The 21,055-nt window shown below is 62.8% G+C and carries 17 protein-coding genes; 6 read left to right on the top strand and 11 right to left on the bottom strand.

What is annotated here, in order from left to right:
- Positions 1 to 127: 127 nt before the first annotated feature.
- On the bottom strand, positions 128 to 3,163 hold the full coding sequence (locus RA21_RS10920) for a valine--tRNA ligase (RefSeq protein WP_039148761.1): 3,036 nt from the start codon (positions 3,161 to 3,163) through the stop codon (positions 128 to 130).
- A 355-nt stretch (positions 3,164 to 3,518) separates the two neighbouring features.
- Complete coding sequence (locus RA21_RS10915; protein WP_039148758.1) at positions 3,519 to 4,520, bottom strand: sterol desaturase family protein; 1,002 nt, start codon at positions 4,518 to 4,520, stop codon at positions 3,519 to 3,521.
- A gap of 136 nt (positions 4,521 to 4,656) precedes the next feature.
- On the opposite strand from RA21_RS10915, the gene RA21_RS10910 reads away from it, so the two are divergent.
- Entirely contained in the window at positions 4,657 to 5,538 is an 882-nt protein-coding gene (locus RA21_RS10910) for a LysR substrate-binding domain-containing protein (RefSeq protein ID WP_019295578.1), read from the top strand.
- 3 nt (positions 5,539 to 5,541) lie between these two features.
- Here RA21_RS10910 and RA21_RS10905 read toward each other — a convergent pair whose 3' ends face one another.
- Positions 5,542 to 5,979 carry an Lrp/AsnC family transcriptional regulator gene (locus RA21_RS10905; RefSeq protein ID WP_019295577.1) on the bottom strand — a complete coding sequence of 146 codons (438 nt, stop codon included), beginning with the start codon at positions 5,977 to 5,979 and terminating at the stop codon, positions 5,542 to 5,544.
- 105 nt (positions 5,980 to 6,084) lie between these two features.
- Here RA21_RS10905 and RA21_RS10900 point away from each other — a divergent pair, with 105 nt between their 5' ends.
- Genes RA21_RS10900 through RA21_RS10890 form a run of 3 tightly spaced genes read left to right on the top strand, consistent with a single transcriptional unit; the run spans position 6,085 to position 10,633 of the window.
- Positions 6,085 to 7,236: a type III PLP-dependent enzyme gene (locus RA21_RS10900; protein WP_039148756.1), complete on the top strand. Its 1,152-nt coding sequence runs from the start codon at positions 6,085 to 6,087 to the stop codon at positions 7,234 to 7,236.
- A 48-nt stretch (positions 7,237 to 7,284) separates the two neighbouring features.
- The gene (locus RA21_RS10895) at positions 7,285 to 9,582 is read left to right on the top strand and encodes a xanthine dehydrogenase family protein molybdopterin-binding subunit (RefSeq protein ID WP_039148754.1); all 2,298 of its coding nucleotides are present in this window, start codon (positions 7,285 to 7,287) and stop codon (positions 9,580 to 9,582) included.
- Entirely contained in the window at positions 9,560 to 10,633 is a 1,074-nt protein-coding gene (locus tag RA21_RS10890) for a DUF2235 domain-containing protein (RefSeq protein ID WP_019295574.1), read from the top strand. The genes RA21_RS10895 and RA21_RS10890 overlap by 23 nt, the downstream gene beginning before the upstream one ends.
- A gap of 94 nt (positions 10,634 to 10,727) precedes the next feature.
- Here the strand turns inward: RA21_RS10890 and RA21_RS10885 are convergent, their stop codons facing one another.
- The 3 genes from RA21_RS10885 to metF all read right to left on the bottom strand — a co-directional run bounded on the left by RA21_RS10885 (position 10,728) and on the right by metF (position 12,752).
- A complete protein-coding gene (locus RA21_RS10885; RefSeq protein ID WP_052254137.1) occupies positions 10,728 to 11,246 on the bottom strand; it encodes a DUF2867 domain-containing protein in 519 nt (172 codons plus the stop codon).
- A gap of 87 nt (positions 11,247 to 11,333) precedes the next feature.
- A complete protein-coding gene (locus RA21_RS10880) occupies positions 11,334 to 11,819 on the bottom strand; it encodes a PaaI family thioesterase (protein WP_039148751.1) in 486 nt (161 codons plus the stop codon).
- A gap of 63 nt (positions 11,820 to 11,882) precedes the next feature.
- Positions 11,883 to 12,752: a methylenetetrahydrofolate reductase [NAD(P)H] gene (gene metF, locus RA21_RS10875; RefSeq protein WP_039148748.1), complete on the bottom strand. Its 870-nt coding sequence runs from the start codon at positions 12,750 to 12,752 to the stop codon at positions 11,883 to 11,885.
- A 100-nt stretch (positions 12,753 to 12,852) separates the two neighbouring features.
- Between metF and RA21_RS10870 the strand changes: the two genes are divergently transcribed.
- Positions 12,853 to 13,758, top strand: coding sequence for a LysR family transcriptional regulator (locus RA21_RS10870; RefSeq protein ID WP_019295570.1), 906 nt, complete (start codon positions 12,853 to 12,855; stop codon positions 13,756 to 13,758).
- Between the two features lie 96 nt (positions 13,759 to 13,854).
- On the opposite strand, the gene RA21_RS10865 is transcribed toward RA21_RS10870, so the two are convergent.
- Positions 13,855 to 14,874 (bottom strand): NADP-dependent oxidoreductase, encoded by a 1,020-nt coding sequence (locus RA21_RS10865; RefSeq protein ID WP_039148744.1) that lies wholly within the window; start codon positions 14,872 to 14,874, stop codon positions 13,855 to 13,857.
- Positions 14,875 to 15,066: 192 nt separating this feature from the next.
- Between RA21_RS10865 and RA21_RS10860 the strand changes: the two genes are divergently transcribed.
- On the top strand, positions 15,067 to 15,852 hold the full coding sequence (locus tag RA21_RS10860) for an inositol monophosphatase family protein (protein ID WP_019295568.1): 786 nt from the start codon (positions 15,067 to 15,069) through the stop codon (positions 15,850 to 15,852).
- Positions 15,853 to 15,959: 107 nt separating this feature from the next.
- Here RA21_RS10860 and RA21_RS10855 read toward each other — a convergent pair whose 3' ends face one another.
- From RA21_RS10855 to putA, 4 genes are read right to left on the bottom strand one after another with little or no spacing between them, the layout of a single operon-like run.
- Complete coding sequence (locus tag RA21_RS10855) at positions 15,960 to 16,337, bottom strand: GFA family protein (protein WP_039148741.1); 378 nt, start codon at positions 16,335 to 16,337, stop codon at positions 15,960 to 15,962.
- A gap of 10 nt (positions 16,338 to 16,347) precedes the next feature.
- A complete protein-coding gene (locus RA21_RS10850; protein WP_039148738.1) occupies positions 16,348 to 16,671 on the bottom strand; it encodes a hypothetical protein in 324 nt (107 codons plus the stop codon).
- Positions 16,672 to 16,731: 60 nt separating this feature from the next.
- Positions 16,732 to 17,502, bottom strand: a complete 771-nt coding sequence (locus RA21_RS10845) for a rhomboid family intramembrane serine protease (RefSeq protein ID WP_039148735.1) — start codon at positions 17,500 to 17,502, stop codon at positions 16,732 to 16,734.
- A gap of 53 nt (positions 17,503 to 17,555) precedes the next feature.
- Positions 17,556 to 20,969 (bottom strand): bifunctional proline dehydrogenase/L-glutamate gamma-semialdehyde dehydrogenase PutA, encoded by a 3,414-nt coding sequence (gene putA, locus RA21_RS10840; protein ID WP_039148732.1) that lies wholly within the window; start codon positions 20,967 to 20,969, stop codon positions 17,556 to 17,558.
- Positions 20,970 to 21,055 lie beyond the last annotated feature (86 nt).

The following is a 21,055-nucleotide window of genomic DNA, read 5'->3' as shown; positions in this document are numbered from 1 at the left end:
AAGACAATGGGGCGGTTACCAGGAATTTCCCCGTACTGATGAAAATCAGAATGGTTTCAACACGCTGCAGCGAACAGCAAAACGCCCGCCGAAGGGGCGGGCGTTTCGAAGGTGTTTTTCAGCGGGATCAGCCGATCTCGGCAAGACGTGCCAGCGCTTCCTTGACCTTGGCTTCCTCTTCCTCGCGTGCCGCCAGGTTCTCGCGGGCTTCCGCCACAACCTCTTCCGGCGCGGAGGCCGCGAATTTCGGGTTGTTCAGCCGCCCGCGCAGGCCGCCCAGTTCCTTGGCCAGCTTGCCCAGTGTCTTCTCCAGACGCGCCTTTTCCGCATCCACGTCGATCACGTCCGCCAGTGGCAGACCGAAGGACGCGCCGGGCGCCGCCACGCTGGCGCAGCCTTTGGGGAAGCTCTCCACCTGCTCCAGCGAGGTGATGCGGGCCAGCTTCTGGATCATCGCCTCGTTCTTTTCCCAGGCCGTGCGGGCCTGATCGGAGAACTCGGTGACGACCATCGGGATTTTGGCTCCCGCAGGCACATGCATCTGCGCGCGGGTTGAGCGGATATTTTCGATGGCGGTGATCACCCAGTTCATCTCGGCGTCGGCCTCGGCGTTGACCAGCTCGGTGCCGTAAGTGGGCCACTCGGCATGCACCAGCATCTTCTCACGCTTAGCTGTATTGCCCCAAAGTTCCTCGGTGATGAAGGGCATGATCGGGTGCAGCAGGATCATGCACTGATCCAGCACCCAGCCCAGCGTCTGGCGGGTCTCGGCGATCACCGCCTCATCCTCGGAGCCGAACAGCGGTTTCGACAGCTCGATGTACCAGTCGCAGACCTTGCCCCAGACAAAGGCGTAAAGCGCATTGGCCGCGTCGTTGAACCGGTAGGCTTCCAGTGCCGCGTCCACTTCCACCCGCACCTTTGCGGTTTCACCGATGATCCACTGGTTCACGGCAGCCTTGGCATCCGGGCAGGCAAAGGCCGGGACGGTTTCGTCATAGACGTTGTTGAAATGGGCAAAGTTCACCGCATTCCACAGCTTGGTGCCAAAGTTCCGGTAGCCCTTGAGGCGCTCCATATCCAGCTTCAGCACGCCGCCAAGCGCGGCCATCGCGGCGGAGGAGAAGCGCAGCGCGTCGGCGCCGAATTCCTCGATGATCTCCAGCGGGTCGACGACGTTGCCGGTGGATTTCGACATCTTCTTGCCCTTGGCGTCGCGCACCAGGCCATGCAGGTAGACGGTGTCAAAGGGGATCTGATCGACGACCGCCAGCTGCATCATCATCATCCGAGCCACCCAGAAGAACAGGATGTCCTGGCCGGTGACCAGGGTCGAGGTCGGGAAGTATTTCTGCATCTCGGCGGTGTCTTCCGGCCAGCCCAGCGTGCCGATCGGCCAGAGACCGGAGGAGAACCAGGTGTCGAGGACGTCGGGGTCGCGCCAGATACCTGTTGTGAAGTCACCACCCAGGAGACCATCAGCCTCCTTCCAATCTGCGACCTCGGTAACTGGGAAACCGTAATATTCGGATGCCTTTGCGATGGCTTCTTCAGAAGACGATGCGCAAAAGATGACCAGATCATCTGGTTGATACGACAGCATGAGCGTGCCGTCGTCATTTTTGTTTATGTTTCCAGGCCCGTACCAAACCGGGATCTGATGGCCCCACCACAACTGGCGCGAAATGCACCAGGGCTCGATGTTTTCCAGCCAGTGGTAATAGGTCTTCTCGCCGCTTTCCGGCAGAATCTTCACATCGCCGTTGCGGACAGCATCCAGCGCCGGGCCGACAACCTTTTCCGCGTCCACAAACCACTGGTCGGTCAGCATCGGCTCGATCACCACTTTGGAGCGGTCGCCAAAGGGCTGCATGATCGGCTTGTTCTCGACGTAGGGTTCCAGCACCTCAACGTCTTCGCCGGTCTCCGGGTCGGTTTTGGTGACGGTGTGCATCACCGCCAGGCCTTCGCTGGTGATCTGCTCGACCACCAGTTTGCGCGCTTCGAACCGGTCGAGCCCGCGCAGGTCCTCCGGCACCAGATTAATGGCGTCGGCCTCGTTCTCAGACAGGGTCTGCTCGCCCTTGGCCACCGCCATGGCAATGCCCGCGGCCTCGTCATAAGGCGCGCCGTCCGCGCGCATCTGGCCGCGCATGTCCATCAGGCGGTACATCGGAATGCCGCCGCGCTTGGCGACCTGATAGTCGTTGAAGTCGTGGGCACCGGTGATTTTCACCGCGCCGGAGCCGAAGTCCTTGTCCGGGTACTCATCGGTGATGATCGGGATCAGGCGGCGGTGCTCCTTGGGGCCAACCGGGATTTCACACAGCTTGCCGACAATCGGGGCGTAGCGTTCGTCAGAGGGATGCACGGCCACAGCGCCGTCGCCCAGCATGGTCTCGGGGCGGGTGGTGGCGATGGAGATATAGTCGCGCTCCTCCTCGAGGATGACGTTGCCGTCCTCGTCCTTCTCCACGTAAGTGTAGGTGGCGCCGCCCGCCAGCGGGTATTTGAAGTGCCACATGTGGCCTGCGACCTCGATGTTCTCGACCTCAAGGTCGGAAATCGCGGTCTCGAAATGCGGGTCCCAGTTGACCAGCCGCTTGCCGCGGTAGATCAGCCCCTTGTTGTACATCTCCACAAACACCTTGATCACGGCGTCGTGGAAGTTGGGGGAGTTCTCGTGACCGGTGCGGGTGTCGCCCTGCGCGCCTGCCATGGTGAAGGCGGTGCGGGAGAAATCGCAGGAGGCGCCGAGGCGTTTCAACTGCTCAACAATGGTGCCGCCGGATTTCTCTTTCCACTCCCAGACCTTCTCCAGGAATTTCTCACGGCCCAGCTCGCGGCGGGATGGCTGCTGGGTGTTGGCCAGCTCGCGCTCCACCACCATCTGAGTAGCGATCCCTGCATGGTCGGTGCCGGGTTGCCACAGGGTGTCAAAGCCCTGCATCCGCTTCCAGCGGATCAGGATGTCCTGCAATGTGTTGTTGAAGGCATGGCCCATATGCAGCACGCCGGTGACGTTGGGCGGCGGGATCATGATGCAGTAGGTGGAGGCCTCCGGCTTGGCGTTTGCGCCTGCCTTGAAACAGCCGGCCTCTTCCCAGGCCTTGTAAAGGCGGCTCTCGGCTTCGGCCGCGTTGAACGTCTTTTCCATCGCCATGCGTCTTGATCCCTCATGCAGTTGGGCGATCAATTACCCAATGGCGGCAGGAAGGGGAAGGCGGATATGGGGAAATCTTTACCTCAGGCGGGCCGCGCGGCGCCGGCGGCAGCGCTGTGGGTATTTCAGACCAGAAAGAAGCAGGTCCGAGGCGCCCCCTGAATCCGGCCGTCCTTTCGCCAGGGAATACGCAATGCCAGGAACAGGGGCAGCTTCTTCCTGGCGCGGTCATCGGCTCCCCAGCCTGTACCGCACAAGGAGAGTGAAGCGATTCTGGTTAACAAAACCTTGCGGCTTCTTTCTGGTTGAAAATACCCGATGCATCGAGCTTGTGGCAGGCATGGCGCTGCGGGGATCAGCCCGTGTTCCAGATCTTGCGGCGGCGTTCCTTGACCATTTCGTTGCCCTCGTCGGTGCCGTCATGGAAGGTGTTGAACCATTCGTCCCAGGGCGTCTCCCAGGTGCCGTAGTTGCAGTCGAAGAACCTGTGGTGCAGCTGGTGGAAGAAGTCGCCGACCAGGAACTTGGCCTTGTTGCCGAACTTGATGTTCTCGAACCCTGCGTGCGAGGTCGGGGCGCCGATGCCGTGGTGGAACAGCAGGAACAGGGCCAGGACCGGGTGCGAGGGCAGCAGGAAGAAAATCATGGTGTCGAACATCAGGAAGAAGCTCTCGACCGGATGCATCGCCAGGCCGGACCAGGGACCGGTGTTGATGTTGCGGTGATGCCAGGCGTGCACCTTGGTATAAAGCACGCCAACATGCAGCAGCCGGTGCAGCCAGTAGAAGTGGAAGCCCGCCCATATGGGGATGAAGATGGTCATCAGGAGGAATGTGACCGGATTGCCGTCCAGCGTGATCATTGTCACCCAGCCGTTGGCATAGGCGTAAAGGATGAGGCTTTCCCAGAAGGTCCAGAAGGTGAGCGCCGGACCAAGAGTCCAGAACATGTTGTCCCAGACCTGGTTCTTGAAGGTGAAGACCTTGGCGCCCTTCATCATCGGGCGCATGTCATAGCGGTATTCGTCCGCTTGCGTGCGGAACTTCCACAGCGCCAGATGCAACCCGCCGGCCACCACCATCAGGATGCAGAAGTTGCGGAACCAGATCTCGAACACCCAGTCCCAGCTGAATGTGGCGACGCGGTCCAGGGAGGGAGTGAAGAAGGTCCAGGTGATAATGGCAAAACCCAGCAGCAGCGCCCGAAGCGTCAAAGGGTTCCAGCTTTGCAGCAGGTATTTGATCGAGGCCAGTGGCTTCATCGGCCAGTTCCAATAGGGGGAGGTCTGGATCGGCAACTGGGGGGTGAAGTTCCAAATCTTGCGCTTGGGGCGCGGTGCGTTAGCGGGACTTGTCATGTCTCGTCTCTCAACTGGCAGGTGGGTTTGCCGCTATTGCAGCGGGGCGTTCGCTGCCTAGAACCCTAGGGGAGGAGCGGGTAATCCCAGCACGGTATGTCTTGCCGGTCAGGTTAAGTTCTGCTTAGCCTGCGCCATGGCGACCCGGATCCCCTCCCTGAACTGGCTGCGCGTGTTTGAAGCCGCGGCGCGCACCGAAAGCTTTGCCCGCGCGGCCGGGCAGTTGAACATGTCGGCCGCTGCCGTCAGCCAGCAAGTGAAGGCACTGGAAACGCAGCTGGGCACGCCGCTGTTTCACCGCCATGCCCACGCGGTGACGCTGACAGAGGCGGGGCGGGCCTATCTGCCTTCGGTTCAGCAATCGCTTCTGATGCTGGAAACCGCAACCACCGGCCTGTTCGGCGAAAGCCGCGAGCAGCGGCTGTTTGTGCAATCTGTGCTGCTGTTTGCCCATGGGGTGCTGGCGCGCGGGCTGCCGCAGTTCCAAGCCGCGCATCCGCAGGTCAGCCTGGCGCTCAGCACCGGCAATATGGCGGCGGACTTCGCCAACCAGTTTACAGATTTGCAGATCGTCTTTGGCAACCCGTCGCTGTTCGGCACCGAAGGGGATGAGTTGTTGCGGGAGGTGCTCTATCCGGTGGCCCGGCCAGAGATCGCCGCGCAAATCCAGTCTCCGCAGGACCTCTTCCGCTTTCCCCTGATCGAAGTCTCGACCCACCGGGCCAGCTGGGTGCAGCTGTTTGAGAACCTGCGCCTGTCCCATGGGCAAGCGCGCTATTTCTTTGCCGACAACTCGCTGATGGCGGCGGAACTGTCGGCGCAGGGCATGGGGATTGCATTGGCTCGGGCACCTGCGTCGGATGCGGTGGTCAGGGCCAGCGGACTGGTGCGTTGCCTTCCGGACGTCGACGTGCCGGGGCAGGAGGCCTACCACTTGATCTATCCCGACCGCGGCGCCATGCGTCCCGCGGCAAAACTGTTCCGCGACTGGCTTCTGGATTACGTGAGGAGCGCCTGACCTCTATTGCCCTTTCCGGTCCAGTTTGGTGGCCAGGTGGATCAGGCTTTCGGAGGACCGCACGCCCCGCGCCTCTGCGATGTGGTCTATGGTTTCGTCCAGCTCAGCCGTGCTTTGCGCCACCACCTGCGCCAGCAAGTCGAACCGGCCTGAGGTCGTGTGCACCACCTCCACCCCCGGCAGGCTGCGCAGGCGGGCCAGCACCTCTGGCCCTGACCGCGGTTCAATCGACATCAGCACCGTGGCCTGCAGTGGCGGGCGGGCGGCAGCAGAAGTTTTCAGCGTGTATCCGGATATAACGCCGGTGCTTTCCAGCCGCTCGATCCGGGCCTGCACCGTGGTGCGGGCGAGACCCAGATGGCGGGCAAGCTCAGCCACCGGGCGGCGGGCGTTCTCCCGCAATAGGGTGACAAGGCGCTGATCGGTGTCGTCGGTTTGCATGGATTGCCTGCGATATGACGGATGTTTTCGTCACTATAGGCAAAGTGCCAACCGGAATCGACGATCAATTCACGCAAAATATGCAAAACGAATGAGGATTACCCGATGCAGCAGATTCCCCCGCTATGGCTTTCGCCTGAGTCCCACCTGGCCCGCAGCACGCCGGATCACCCGATCCTGTATTTCTCGCCGCGGGTCCTGCATGAGGTGGCGCGGCGGTTCCGGGAGGGGTTTCCGGGCCTGGTGACTTATGCGGTCAAGGCAAACCCGCACCCGGCGGTTCTGTCCAATCTGGTGGCTGCTGGGATCACGGCGTTTGACGTGGCCTCGCCCGCGGAAATGGAGGCGGTGCGCGCCGCCAGCCCCGACGCAGTCATGCATTACAACAACCCGATGCGTTCTGAGGCGGAGGTTGCAGCAGGCATCGAGCACGGCGTCGCGAGCTGGTCGGTGGATGAGCTGAGCGAGCTTGAGAAGCTGGACGCGGTGCCGCGCTCCTGCGAAATCGCTGTGCGTTTCGCGCTGCCGGTTGCAGGCGCGGCCTATGATTTTGGCAGCAAGTTCGGTGCTGCCCCCGAGGAGGCCGTCGAACTGCTGAAGCAGGTGGCCGCCCGCGGCTGGACTCCTGCGCTGTGTTTCCACCCCGGCACCCAATGCGAGGATGAAAGCGCCTGGGTCGAATATGTCCATGCCGCCAAGCGGATCATTGACGAAGCAGGCGTGCACATCACCCGCCTGAACGTTGGCGGCGGCTTTGCCGCCAACCGCGACGGCGTGGCACCGGATCTGGAGAAGGTCTTTGCCGCCATCGGCAATGCGGCAGATCAGGCTTTTGGCGCAGGCAAGCCGAAGCTGATCTGTGAGCCCGGGCGCGCCATGGTCTCCGAAAGTTTCACCCTGGCCGCCCGCATCAAGGGGATGCGCAAGGCAGGCGAGGTGGTCTTTCTCAACGATGGCATCTACGGCGGGCTGGTTGATATCCGCGACATGGGTCTGCCGGGCCGGGTAGAGGTCGTCGGTATTGACGGTAAGCATCGCGGGGGCGAGCGCAAGCCGCGGGTGGTGTTCGGCCCCACCTGCGATAGTCTGGACAGGCTGCCGGACGGGCTGCCGCTGCCCTGTGATGCCGCCACCGGCGACTATGTCCTGTTTCCGGGGCTAGGCGCCTATTCCTCTGCCATGAGCACGCAGTTCAACGGCTATGGCCTCAGTGACGTGGCGACGGTGATTGAGCTGGCTGGACAACCGGCCAGCTAAGGGTACTCTCGCCCCCGGACAGCCAGTCAGCGCGGACAGGGGGCGAGCATGGACAAATTCGGGAAAAGCCAGCCGGTAAAACGGGTCGAGGATGTAAGGTTCCTGACCGGGCAGGGCAACTACGTCGAAGATGCCGCCCCGGCAGATGCCTTGCGCGCCTGGGTGCTGCGCAGCCCGGTGGCGCATGGGGTGATCACGGCGCTGCACACGGAAGATGCGCTGGAGGCCGAAGGCGTCCATGCGGTGATCACCCTGGCGGACCTTGAGGCTGCTGGCATCAACGTCTCAATGGATGGCACCACGGTGAAAAACCGGGATGGCACGGACGGCGCCTCGCCGGAACGCCCGATGCTGGCCCGCAACAAGGTCCGCTATGTCGGGGAGCCGGTGGCCGTTGTCGTGGCTGAAACGCTGGACCAAGCCCGTGATGCGGGTGAACTGATCGAACTGGAGATCGACGACCTGCCGGTCAAGCTGGACCTTCACCCAGGCGGCGAGGCCCTGCACGGCAGCGTGCCGGACAACAAGGCCTTTGACTGGGGCATGGGGGATGAGGCGGCCACGGCAGAGGCCTTCCGCACTGCCGCCCATACCGTCGCGCTGCAGGTCGAGGACAACCGGATCATGGTCAGCACCATGGAGCCGCGCGGCTGCTTCGCCGAATGGCAGCAGGGGCGGCTGCATTTCACCTTTGGCGGTCAGGGGGTTTGGGGCATGAAGTCCCAGCTGGCTTCCAAGCTGGGACTCAATGAAGACGACATCAAGGTCACCACACCGGATGTCGGCGGCGGCTTCGGCATGAAGGCCTTTGCCTACCCTGAGTATTTTGCCGTTGCCCATGCCGCCACGGTCCTGAGCCGTCCGGTGTTCTGGATGTCAGACCGGTCCGAGGCGATGCTGAGCGACAATGGCGGACGGGATCTGACGTCGCTGGCTGAACTGGCTTTTGACGAGAACCTGAAGATCACCGCCTACAGGGTATCGACCCGCTGCAATCTAGGCGCTTACAACGCCCATTTCGGGCAGCCGATCCAAACGCAGCTGTTCAGCCGGGTGCTGGCCGGTGTTTATGACATCCAGACCGCCTGGCTGCAGGTGGAGGGGATCTACACCAATACCACTCAGGTGGACGCCTACCGCGGCGCCGGGCGGCCTGAGGCGATCTATGTGCTGGAACGGGTGATGGACCGCGCCGCGCGCGAGCTGGGGGTTGATCCGCTGGAGCTGAGGCGGCGGAACTTCATCAAGCCTGCGGCGTTTCCTTATGGCACCGTGACCGGGGAGACCTATGACGTGGGTGATTTCGACAAAGTGCTGACCCGCGCCGCCAAGGAGGCGGACCTGAAGGGATTCGCCGCCCGCCGCGCCGAAAATGGTAAACGCGGCAAGTACCGGGGCGTCGGGGTCTGTTACTATATCGAAAGCATTTTGGGCGATCCTTCAGAAGGCGCGGAAGTGGAGTTTCTGGAGGATGGCCGGGTGAACATCTATGTCGGCACGCAAAGCAACGGCCAGGGACATGAAACCGTTTATGCCCAGTTCCTTGCCGACCAAAGCGGAATACCTGCGGAAAATATCCATGTGGTCCAAGGCGACAGTGACCGCATCGCCCAGGGCGGCGGCACCGGCGGGTCGCGTTCCGTCACCACCCAGGCCAACGCGACACTGGCAGCCGTGGAGACGATGATTGCCGCCTTTATCTCCTTCCTAGCAGAAGAAATGGGCGTGGAAGCGGAAGTGGTGGAGTTCGATGGCGATACCTTCCGGGCGCCCGGCTCCAATTTGACCCCCACCATGCTGGAAGCGGCAGAGATGGCCCGCGCGCAAGGCCGCACCGATCTGCAGCGTCACGCGGCGCGGGCCCGGCTGCCGGGACGCTCGTTTCCGAACGGCGCACATATTGCCGAAATTGTTATCGATCCGGAGACTGGGCAAGCCGACGTGGAGCGCTACACTGTAGTTGACGATTTCGGTAATCTGATCAACCCGATGCTGGCCGAAGGCCAAGTGCATGGCGGGGTGGCGCAGGGGCTGGGACAGGCCATGCTGGAGCGGGTTGTCTACGATGAGGACGGGCAGCTGCTCACGGCTTCGTTCATGGACTATGCCTTGCCGCGGGCCAGCGGCGTCCCCATGATTGGATTCACCTCCGAGCCGGTGCCTTCGACACAGAACCCAATGGGGATGAAAGGCTGCGGCGAGGCAGGCACCGTCGGTGCGCTGGCAGCGGTTGCAAACGCGGTGCAGGACGCGGTCTGGGACCGCGGCGTGCGGCAAGTGGACATGCCGTTCACCCCGCTGAGGATTTGGGAAGTGCTTAGAGATGTTTCTGAGGCAGCTGAGTAGAAGGGTTTTAGGGTGGCTTGGACGGCCGCTGCGCTCGGAGCATTCCGGCGAAACCAAGCTGCGCGGCCCCCAGGCCCATGTGATTATTCTCGACGGCACCATGTCGACGCTGGAACGGGGCCATGAAACCCATCCAGGCCAGCTTTACCGCCTGTGCCGGGAAATGGGCGGTCAGGTGTCGGTCTTTTACGAATCCGGGGTGCAGTGGAAAGGCTGGGGCAGCGCTCCGGACGTGATGATGGGGCGCGGCATCAATCGGCAGATCCGCCGCGCCTACGGCTACCTCGCCTCCCGCTACCGTCCCGGCGACAAGATCTACTTGTTCGGCTACTCCCGCGGTGCCTATGCGGTGCGTTCGCTGGCGGGCGTGATCGACCGGATCGGATTGCTGAAGCCCGAACATGCCACCGTCCGCCATATCCGCACCGCGTACCGGCACTACCGGCTGAACGGGCGCTCCAAGACCGGCGCCGCCTTTACCGCCGCCCATTGCCATGATGAGGTCGAGATTGAGATGGTCGGCGTCTGGGATACCGTCAAGGCGCTGGGCCTGCGCCTGCCGTTGCTGTGGCGCTGGGCGGAACGGCAGCATAACTTCCACAATCACACCCTGGGTCCGCATATTAAAACTGGCTATCACGCGCTGGCGCTGGACGAGACACGCGATGTCTTCAAACCCGTGCTGTGGGACTGCCCCAAGGGCTGGAGCGGCCATGTCGAACAGGTCTGGTTCCGCGGCGCGCATGGCGACGTGGGCGGCCAGCTTGGCGGGTTCGAGGACGCGCGGCCGCTGGCCAATGTCTCGCTGATCTGGATGCTGGAGAAGGCTGAGGAACGCGGCCTGCCGCTGCCGAGCGACTGGCGCATGCGCTTTCCGGTTGATCCCAAGGCGCCTTCGGTTGGCACCTGGCAGGGCTGGGCCAAGATCTTCCTCTTGCGCAGCCGCCGCCGGGTCGGGCTGGATGCCAGCGAACGATTGCACAGCAGCGTGGACGCGGGCAGGCAGGACGCCGCTGCCGGCGGCTGGATGGCGATGTTTTCCAAGACATAAAGCTGAAACGGCGCAAAGGCATTCCCGAGGCGTGAGCCGCGGGGGCCAGCCGGCCATGCCTGAATTCGGGCGCCGCGGCGCTGAAGCCGGCAGGCTACCTGCCGCCAGTCCTGCGCTGCTCCAGCTCTTTTTGCAGGCGTTTCAGGGACGATTTCACGATTAGCTTGTGAGCCGGCCCGACCGGCAGCATATAAATGCGGCCGAACAGGTTGTGTGTCTTCACAGATGAGGTGATGCTCAGCACGCCGCTATTGCTGGAAACGCAGGTCATGACGTCCAGATGCCGGTCCCGCACGGTGAGGGTCAGAATGCGGTCTGACACCGCTTCGACCAGAAAAAAGTCCAGCTTGTCCCCGACCGCCGTATTGGTGTGCCGTCTTCCCGAAAAGCCGCCGGTCCGTCTGACGCCAAAGCACGCGGATATCGTGTCGCGCAGCCAGAAGGCCAGCTTCATGCCGGGCAGGGGCCGCTCCTGCATGATGTTCCAGGCCTCCAGCGGGGTGACTTGAACCGGCAAAACCAGCGATTGCGTGTCGAGGAAATCAAGCTCCTTAGCGGGTGCCAGAACCTGAATGCGGGCGGTCGCGGCACGGGCGAGGCTGTTTGGCGGCATGGCCAGCCTTTCTGCGGTTTCTAATCTGTTTGCAGATACTTAGGTGGGAATCCGCAGCAGGCAAGGCTGCAGACGGCACCGCATTGGTTACTGCGGCGCGATTTGCATCACAATGCAGGTGGTGGAGCCGGTGGCGTAGAGCTTGCCGTCCGCCAGCCCGCGGATCTCGCCATGGGCCACACCGGTCGAGCGGCCCACATGGTCGATGCTGCCGGTGCAGTCGATGGTGGTGCCAAGCGGGATCGGCCGTAGAATGTTGATCTTGTATTCCAGTGTTGTGTAAACGGCGCCAAGCGGCACCTTGGTCATCACTGCGCAGGCCATGGCGCTGTCCAGAAGCGTACCGTACCAGCCGCCATGCACGGTTCCCATCGGATTGCAGACGTGAAATTCCGGCGTGCCGCGGAACACCACCTGACCGTCCTCGACACTGTGCAGGTGATAGCCCAGCGTTTCGGCTATCGGCGGGCCGGGCAGGCGGCCGTCCAGGATGCCCTGCATGAAGTCGAGACCGGATATCCGGCTGATTTGCTCAATCGTCAGCAGATCGGAGGGCTGTTTAGCATAAAACATGGCGCGCGGATCCTTGGCAGGCAGATGCCGCTATTAGAAACCGCGCGCCATAGTGCGCAACGCTTACGCCACGTTCTGCAGCGAAACCTTGGGGGTGACACCCAGGGCGAAGCAAACGTCGCGGGTCAGCTCCGGCCGGTTCAGCGTGTAGAAGTGCAGCTTGTCGACGCCGCCCTCCAGCAGGTCAGAGCACAGCTCGGTGCACAGCGCGGTGGCCAGCAGTTCCTCGCGGTCGTCGCGCAGGGCTTTTTCAAAGGCATTTTCGACCCAATCAGGGATGATGGTGCCGCAGCGCTTGGCAAAGTTGCGCGCGCCCTTCCAATTCTCGATCGGCAGGATGCCCGGCGTCAGTTTGCTGCCATCGATCCCGGCCTTTTCGCAGGCGTCGCGGAAGCGGAAGAAGGTCTCGGCCTCGAAGAAGAATTGGGTCAGCGCCTCATCCGCACCGGCATCCAGCTTGCGCTTCAGCCATTCCACATCCGCTGCTTGATCGGCGGCGTCCGGGTGGCGGTCCGGGTAAGCGCCGACCTTGATGTTGAAATTGCCGCGTGTCTTCAGGCCCTTGATCAGCTCAACCGAATTCGCAAACCCGTCCGGGTGCGGGATGAACTTGCCTTCGCCCTTGGGCGGGTCGCCGCGCAGGGCAACAATCTCGGTTACTCCTGCTGCGGCAAACTGGTCGGCGATCTCCAGCGTTTCTGCTTTGGAGGCGTTCACGCAGGTCAAATGCGCGGCCACGTTCAGGCCGGAGGACTTGTGCAGCGTCGACACCGCGTCGCGGGTCAGGGTGCGGGTGGTGCCACCGGCACCATAGGTCACCGATACAAAGCGCGGATCCATCGGAGCGAGGACCTGCACGGTGTCCCAAAGCCGGAAGGAGGCTTCGAGGTTTTGCGGCGGGAAGAATTCAAAGGAAATCTTGGGCGTCGTCATGCTCGGGGTCTCTCGCTAGGTTGATGTCAGCTCTTGTTGCACGCGCAGCAATGTGAGACAATTTCATAATACTCAAGATTAACATGAGCGATCTGATAGGATGCATATCGAATTCCGCCACCTCCGCACCATCAAGGCTATCCATGAGGCCGGCGGTCTGGCCCGCGCTGCCGAGCAGCTGAACATCACCCAAAGCGCGCTGAGCCATCAGGTGAAGGGGCTGGAGGACCAAGCAGGTGTTGAGCTGTTTATCCGCCGCTCCAAGCCGATGAAGCTGTCGCCCGCCGGCTTGCGGCTCTTGCGGCTGGCAGAGCAGGTCTTGCCGCAAGTCGAGGCGGCACAAGCAGAATTTTCGTCACTGCGGGACGGTAATACGGGCCGCATGCATATCGCCATCGAATGCCATGCCTGCTTTGAGTGGCTGTTCCCTGTGTTGGAAGGATTCCGCAAAAATTGGGGTGATGTGGACGTGGACATCCGTCCGGGCCTCGCCTTTGACGCTCTGCCCGCGCTGCTGAAAGAAGAGGTGGATCTGGTGGTCTCCTCTGATCCGGAAGACATCAACGGCGTCGATTTCATCGAGCTGTTTGACTACAACGCCGTCTTCGTTGCTTCGGCACAGCATCCCCTGGCAGAAAAACCCTATGTGGAAGCAGAGGATTTCATCGGCCAGAACCTGATCACCTACCCGGTGGACAAGGTCCGGCTGGATGTGTTCAGCCAGCTGCTGATTCCTGCCGGGGTGGAACCTGCCTCGATCCGGCAGGTGGAACTGACGGCGGTGATCCTTCTTCTGGTTGCCTCTAACCGCGGGGTCTCGGTACTGCCGGACTGGGTGGTGCGGGAGGTAAAATATTCCTCAGACTATGTGACCCGGCCGCTGACCAAATCCGGCATCACCCGCAGCCTCTATGCGGCAATCCGCACGGAGGACCGCGAGAAACCTTTCATGCAGGAATTGATCCGCCTGGCCAAGGTCGAGGCGCGCAAGCTGCAGCATCAATAAATCCTGCTCCGGGAGAGGTGCGGAGCGGCCTGCGCGGTCCCGGCGCCGGTTCCCGCTCCGCGGGGGTGCGTGCACCGGCATAGGCCGGCGCCTGGTTCAGACCAGTTTGACGATCTGCTTGCCGGTATTGCCGCCGTGCATCATCGCCAGGAAGGTCTTGGGGGCGTTTTCAAGCCCCTCGGCGATGTCTTCCAGGAAGTTCATGTCCCCGCTGGCGATCTTGGGTGCGACCTCCTGCAGGAAGTCGCTATAGCGGTCGTAGTGGTTGAAGATGATGAAGCCGTTGACCGACAGGAACTTTGTCAGCACCGCGCGCCAGATGGCCGGGGCCGTCAGATCTGTTTCGGCGCTGTTGTACCAGGCAATCATGCCGCAGACAGGGATGCGGCCGAAATTGTTCATCAGGGGCAGCACCGCCTCCAGCACCTTGCCGCCGACGTTTTCGTAGTAGATGTCGATGCCTTTCGGACATTCCGCGGCCAGCGCCTCACTCAGCGCTTCGCCACTGTCATAGGCGCGGTGGTCGAGGCAGGCGTCAAAGCCGAAGGTCTCCACCGCCAGCTTGCACTTGTCCGCGCCGCCCGCGATGCCGACGACGCGCAGGCCCTTCTGCTTGGCCAGCTGCCCCACCATGGACCCGACCGGGCCGGTGGCCGCGGCGACCACCAGGGTCTCGCCGGCCTGCGGGCGGCCATAGGCGTCCAAGCCATGCCATGCGGTAAACCCCGGCATGCCCAGAACGCCAAGCGCAGTGGTGAGCGGTGCCATATCCGGGTCAAGCTTGCGCAATTCGGAGGCCTTGGCGCAGGCGTGGCTGGCCCAGCCGAACATGCCCAAGGCAAAGTCGCCGGGCTGGAAATCGGGGTGCCCCGAGGCAATCACTTTCCCGACGCCGCCTGCGGTCATAGTCTCCCCGATCTCCACTGGCGGGGCATAGGATTTGCCGGCATTCATGCGCCCGCGCATGTAGGGGTCCAGCGACATATAGTGAACCTTTACAATCACTTCTCCTTCGCTGGGCTGGGGAAGGTCTGCAGTCTCGAGGCGGAAGTTTTCCTCGCTGGCCTGGCCTTCGGGGCGGCTGGCCAGCACGATACGCTGCATCTGGTCGGGCATGGGGGCACTCCTTGTTCTGTTTGCCCCAAACTCTGGGCGCGCCAGCGGCGGATTTCAACCGCTGGCGCGCGCGGCGCCGCGGCGTCAGGCGGTATGTGCAGTTTGCGGCATAACCCCTTGGCATTCGGGGGCAGGGCGCGTATAGGCACGCATTGACCCGGCATCTCCCCGACGTGACAGGAATCTGCAGACATGATTGGCAGCGCAAACCTCAATGTGATGATCAAGGCCGCCCGCAAGGCAGGCCGTTCCCTGGTGAAGGACTTCCGCGAGGTGGAAAACCTGCAGGTCTCGATGAAAGGTGCGGGCGACTTTGTCTCCAAGGCCGACATCGCAGCTGAGAAGATCATCAAGGAAGAGCTGCGCAACGCCCGCCCGACCTATGGCTGGATCGCGGAAGAGGGCGGTGAGATCGAGGGCGAGGACCCGACCCGCCGCTGGATCGTCGACCCGCTGGACGGCACCACCAACTTCCTGCACGGGCTGCCGCACTGGGCGATCTCCATCGCGCTGGAGCACAAGGGCAAGATCGTCGCCGGCGTGGTCTATGACGCTGCCAAGGACGAGATGTTCTTTGCCGAGAAGGGCGCAGGCGCCTGGATGAACGACACCCGTATCCGCGTCTCAGGCCGTCATCGGATGATTGAATCGATCTTTGCCACCGGCGTGCCGTTCGGCGGCCGCGCCGACCTGCCGCTGACGCTGCAGGACCTGGCCCGCCTGATGCCCGCCTGCGCCGGCGTGCGCCGCTGGGGCTCCGCCGCGCTGGACATGGCCTATGTGGCTGCAGGCCGCTACGAAGGTTTCTGGGAACGCCGCCTGAACCCGTGGGACCTGGCTGCAGGCATCATCATCGTGAAAGAGGCCGGCGGCCTGGCCGAAGCCATCGACCCGGAAGCGGGCATCATCGACAGCGGCTCAGTGGTCTGCTCGAACGAACCGATCTTCGAGAACTTCGCTAAGGTGATCCGAGGCTGAACCGGCTTGAGAAAATGAGATTTTGAAACGCGGCCGCTGTGCCGCGTTTTTTATTGCAGAAGATATTTTTTGAGGGCAGTGCCCGGCCTACCGGCCAGGCGTAAGAGTTATTGATCTGATGGATGGTTCACCCCGTCGTTCCAGGGAATCTCGCCATAGGCCTCCGGATGAGTCCGCGGATTGGCGCCCTCGATACAGCCCAGGTTGACGCCGCACTCCTTCGGGTCGGAGCGGCGCTGATGGTGGGTGTAGATGCCGCAGGTCTTGCAGAAGTAGTGCTTTGCCGTGTGGCTGCCCCAAGTGTAGAGGCTGAGGTTCTCCGCACCCTTATGCACCTTCAGGCTGGCGGCTATGGCGGTGACGGCAGCCGCGCCGCGGCGGCGGCAGAAGGAACAGTCGCAGCGCGCAGCAGTCGCGAGACCTTGGGGGAACTCCGCCTCGATCTCAACAGCGCCGCAGTGGCAGGTGGCTTTCAGGTGGGGCATCGGAGGCCTTCTAATCGGATTCCTCGTTGCTTTTCGAGTGTGGGTTTTTGAGTGAAACTACCTCTGCATTGGGTAGCGGGCCATGCAAACTTCGCTTTAAACCTTCTTTTACAGCATGCGCCCGGCCTTCGGGCCAGTCACTTGAAAGCTGGTTGGTCATTCCCAACAATAGCTGGTCAAAGTCTTTCCAGCTTATCACTCCTTGCCGTTCAAGCTGGTTTCTCAGCGCATGCAAGACAAGACGATCGGTGAGTGCCATCACTCTAATAGTTTCAACTTCTTCTTTCAGAGTTTCGATAGTCTCCTTGAGTGCCAAAACCTCTTCACCGCTCATTGCGCCAATCCTTCTATAAATGAAATAGTCCAAAATCTTAGAGGTTCATACGGCCGCTGCTTACTTCCCCCAAGGCCCCGGATTGCGCTTTTTGCGCGGCAGCTTGGGGATGCGGCTGGCGGAGTATTCGTACTCATTCTCCGGATGCGGCGGTGTCCCATGTGTCCGGTCCCAGAACGCCCGGCCGCCGCGGTGCAGCCACAACGGCAGGCAGAGGACCAGCCCCACTGCAAAACCGCCGGCATGGGCCCAATAGGCAACGCCGCCTTGGTCGGGATCGGCGCCGAGGCCTCCGAAAAACTGCATTGCCAGCCACAGGCCCAGCATGACAAAGGCGGGGATGGTGAAGATGCGGAAATACACGATCAGCACCAGCAGGATATCGACGCGCGCCTTGGGATACATCAGCAGGTAGCCGCCCATGACGCCGGCAATGGCGCCGGAGGCTCCAACGGTGGGCACCATCGAGCCCGGTGCCGACAGAACATGGATCAGCCCGGCGCCGAAGCCGCTGAGGAGATAGAACAGCAGAAAGGGGAGGTGGCCCATCTCCTCTTCCAGGTTGTCGCCGAAGATCCACAGGAACAGCATGTTGCCGCCTAGATGCATTAGACCGCCGTGGATGAACAGGGAGGTGAACAGGGTTTCATACCCGTAGCCGTGACTGATCTCGGCTGGAACTACGGCGTAGGCATCATAGAAATACGCCAGCGCACGGGGCGAGGCGTAGCTGGCGGTGTAGTAGAAATAGGCCAGGATATTTGCGGCAATCAGCGCGTAGACGACATAGGGCCTGCGGCCGGACGGGTTGTGGTCGCGGATCGGGAACATGGGGGAACGCTGGGCCGGAAATAGCCCAGCGTCAAGTGCTTAGCGCGGAAAGCTCAGGCCATGCCGCCCAGCAATTGCGCGTTGCCGCCGGAGGCGGTGGTGTCGACGCAGACATGGCGCTCCGCCAGTACCCGGGCGCGGTCCGGCTTGCCCGGGATCAGCGGCACAATCGCACCGTCGCGCTTGGCTAGGCTCTGTTCGATCTCGCGGCCGGTCGCCTCGTCGCCCCACCACAGCACGCCTGCGATGCCGTGGATGCTCTCCAACTGGCTGAGGTCCAGCAGGCCATGCGCCTCAATTGCGGTGCCGCCGAGGCTGATCACCTCCTTGGCCTGCGCAGCAGCGGCCTCGGCGCCCGGACCCATGCACAGCAGCGGCGGGCGGGCAGAGACTGTCAGGCGGTTCGATTCCCCGGTCGGGCCGGGCAGGGAGGTGGTGACCGGCTGGCCGGGCACGCCGCTCGGCGCCTTCAGGTCGGTGATGCTGCTCTCCCAGCCGCTGGAGCTGGACTGCCGGTCCGGCGCGCAGAAACGGCTGAGGTAGAGCGGGCCGCCTGCCTTGGGGCCGGTGCCCGACAGGCCCTCGCCGCCGAACGGCTGGCTGCCGACGATGGCGCCGATCTGGTTGCGGTTCACATAGATGTTGCCGGCATGCACCCGGTCGCAGACATGCTGCACCCGGTCGTCGATCCGGGTGTGGAGCCCGAAGGTGAGGCCATAGCCGGTGGCGTTGATGTCGGAAATCACCTGGTCCAGCTGCTGCGATTTGAACCGCGCCACATGCAGGACCGGGCCAAAGATCTCTTCCTTCAGATCACTGATGCCGGAAACCTCGATCATGGTCGGCGCAACAAAGGTGCCGGCCTGCGGCGCGCGCATTTCCTTCAGCACGCGGCCCTCGGCGCGGGCTTTGCCGACATGCGCCAGGATGCCTGCGCGGGCGGTCTCGTCGATCACCGGGCCGCTGTCGGTGGACAGGTTCCAGGGATCGTCCAGCTGCAGGCAGTCCATCGCGCCCTTCAGCATTTTCAACACGTTGTCGGCAATGTCGTCCTGCAGATACAGGCAGCGCAGCGCCGAACAGCGCTGGCCGGCCGACTGGAAAGCGCTTTCGATCACCGCCTGTACCGCCTGTTCCGGCAGTGCGGTGGAGTCGACGATCATCGCGTTCAGGCCGCCGGTTTCCGCAATCAGCGGTGCGCCCGGCTGCAGGTTGTCAGCCATCGCCTTGCGGATGCGCAGGGCGGTGGCGGTGGAGCCGGTGAAGGCAACGCCATTGACGCGCGCATCAGAGGTGATGGCAGCGCCGACCACGTTGCCGCGGCCCGGCACCAGCTGCAGGGCACTGCGTGGCACACCTGCCTCATGCATCAGCTGCACGGCACGGTGGGCAATCAGCGGCGTTTGGTCGGCGGGTTTTGCCAGCACGGCGTTGCCTGCGGCCAATGCGGCTGAGACCTGGCCGGTGAAGATCGCCAGCGGGAAGTTCCACGGCGAGATGCAGGAGAAGATGCCGGCAGGCGGCGCATCGGAATTGCGCGCCGCATAGTATCGCAGGAAATCCACCGCCTCGCGCAGTTCGGCAACCGCATCCGGGATGGTCTTGCCGGCCTCGCGGGCGAGGATGGCAAACAGCTCGCCGAAGTTTTCCTCATAAAGGTCGGCGGCCTTGTTCAGGATCGCGGCACGCTCCGCAGCTGGGGCGTCCCAGGGATCGGCCAGCGCCAGCGCCAGTTCGATATCGTCCTGGCTGCACTGGCTGACGGTGCCAACCACGCTGTGGTCGGTTGGGCTGGTCACATCCTTGGCGGCCTCCGGCTGGGCATCGCCTGCCAGCAGCGGCGCGGCTTCCCACTGGTGGCTGCGCCAGGGCGCGCGGGCCTCTTCGATCTTTACCAGCGTCGGGGCGTGGCCCAGATCGAACCCTTTGGAGTTCGGGCGTTCCGGCGCGTACAGCTCCGGTCCGGTCGGGATCTTGCGGGTCACATCTGCGATGGCCGCAAACGGATCGGCAGCCACCACCTCTGGCGGCACGTTGTCGTCCACGATCTGGTTCACGAAGGAGGAGTTGGCGCCGTTTTCCAGCAGGCGGCGCACCAGATAGGCCAAGAGGTCGCGGTGGGCGCCGACGGGGGCGTAGATCCGACAGTTGGTCTTGTTCTGCTCCAGCACCATCTGGTGCAGCGTCTCGCCCATGCCATGAAGGCGCTGGAATTCATAGCGCTCATTGCCGACCCCTTCGGCCATATGCAGGATGGCAGCGACGGTATGGGCGTTGTGGGTGGCGAACTGCGGATAGATCCGGTCCGTCATGCCCAAGAGCTTGCGGGCGTTGGAGATGTAGGAAACATCGGTCAACGGCTTGGAGGTAAAGACCGGGAAGCCATCCACACCCTCGACCTGGGCACGCTTGATCTCGGTGTCCCAATAGGCGCCCTTGACCAGCCGCACCATGAAGCGGCGGTCGTATTTCTCGGCCATTTCATGCAGCGCATCAATCGCCAGCCCGGTGCGCGGGCCATAGGCCTGCACCACCACGCCAAAGCCGTCCCAGCCTGCAAGCGCCGGGTCCGAGACCACGGCCTCGATCACCTCCAGCGACAGCGACAGGCGGTCGGCTTCCTCGGCATCGACGTTGAGGCCCATCTTGGCCGCCTTCGCCAGCAACGCCAGCGCCTTCAGGCGCGGAACCAGCGCTTCCATCACGCTGTGCTCATGCGCCAGCTCATAGCGCGGGTGCAGCGCCGACAGCTTGACCGAGATGCCGGGGTTCCTGCGGATATCGTCGCTGTTGCAGGCAGCCGCAATGGCGGAAATCGCCTTGGAATAGGCTAGGTGATAGCGCGACGCGTCGGCCTCGGTGCGAGCGGCCTCGCCCAGCATGTCGTAGGAATAGGTGTAGCCCTTGGCCTCCATCCCCGCGGCGCGGTTCATCGCGCTTTCAATGGTTTCGCCCAATACGAACTGGCGGCCCATTTCCTTCATTGCGCGGCTGACGGCGGTGCGGATCACCGGCTCGCCCAGGCGCTTGATGGCACCGCGCAGGGCGCCGATCGGGCTGCGGTCCTCGTCCAGAACCTTGCCGGTCAGCATCAGTGCCCAGGTGGAGGCATTAACCAGCGAGGAGGTCGATTTGCCCAGGTGCTTGCCCCAGTCGGACGGTGCAATCTTGTCCTCGATCAGCGCGTCGATTGTGTCCGCATCCGGCACCCGCAGCAGGGCTTCGGCCAGGCACATCAGCGCAACGCCCTCATCGGTCGACAACCCGTATTCGGCCAGGAACACTTCCATCAGCCCCGGTGCCGAATGGCCGCGGATATCACGCACCAGCGCAGCGGCGTTGGCACAGATTTTTTCGCGGTCTGCGTCGGTGAGGGCGGCCTGGGCCACCAACTGGTCGCGCATCGCGGTTTGATCGGCATAGGTGCCAGCGTCGATCCGGTAGCGCAGCTTGGTTTGAGCGGTCATGCGGGGAACTCCACAAAAGGTGTGCAGGGCTTTTGTTAAGAATACACCCTTTCTGAAAGGACAATCGCCTGAAGATGTGATATCTG

Origin of the sequence: Leisingera sp. ANG-DT, assembly GCF_000813785.1 — a bacterium.
Taxonomy (GTDB): domain Bacteria; phylum Pseudomonadota; class Alphaproteobacteria; order Rhodobacterales; family Rhodobacteraceae; genus Leisingera.
This window is presented reverse-complemented; position numbering and strand designations above follow the sequence as displayed.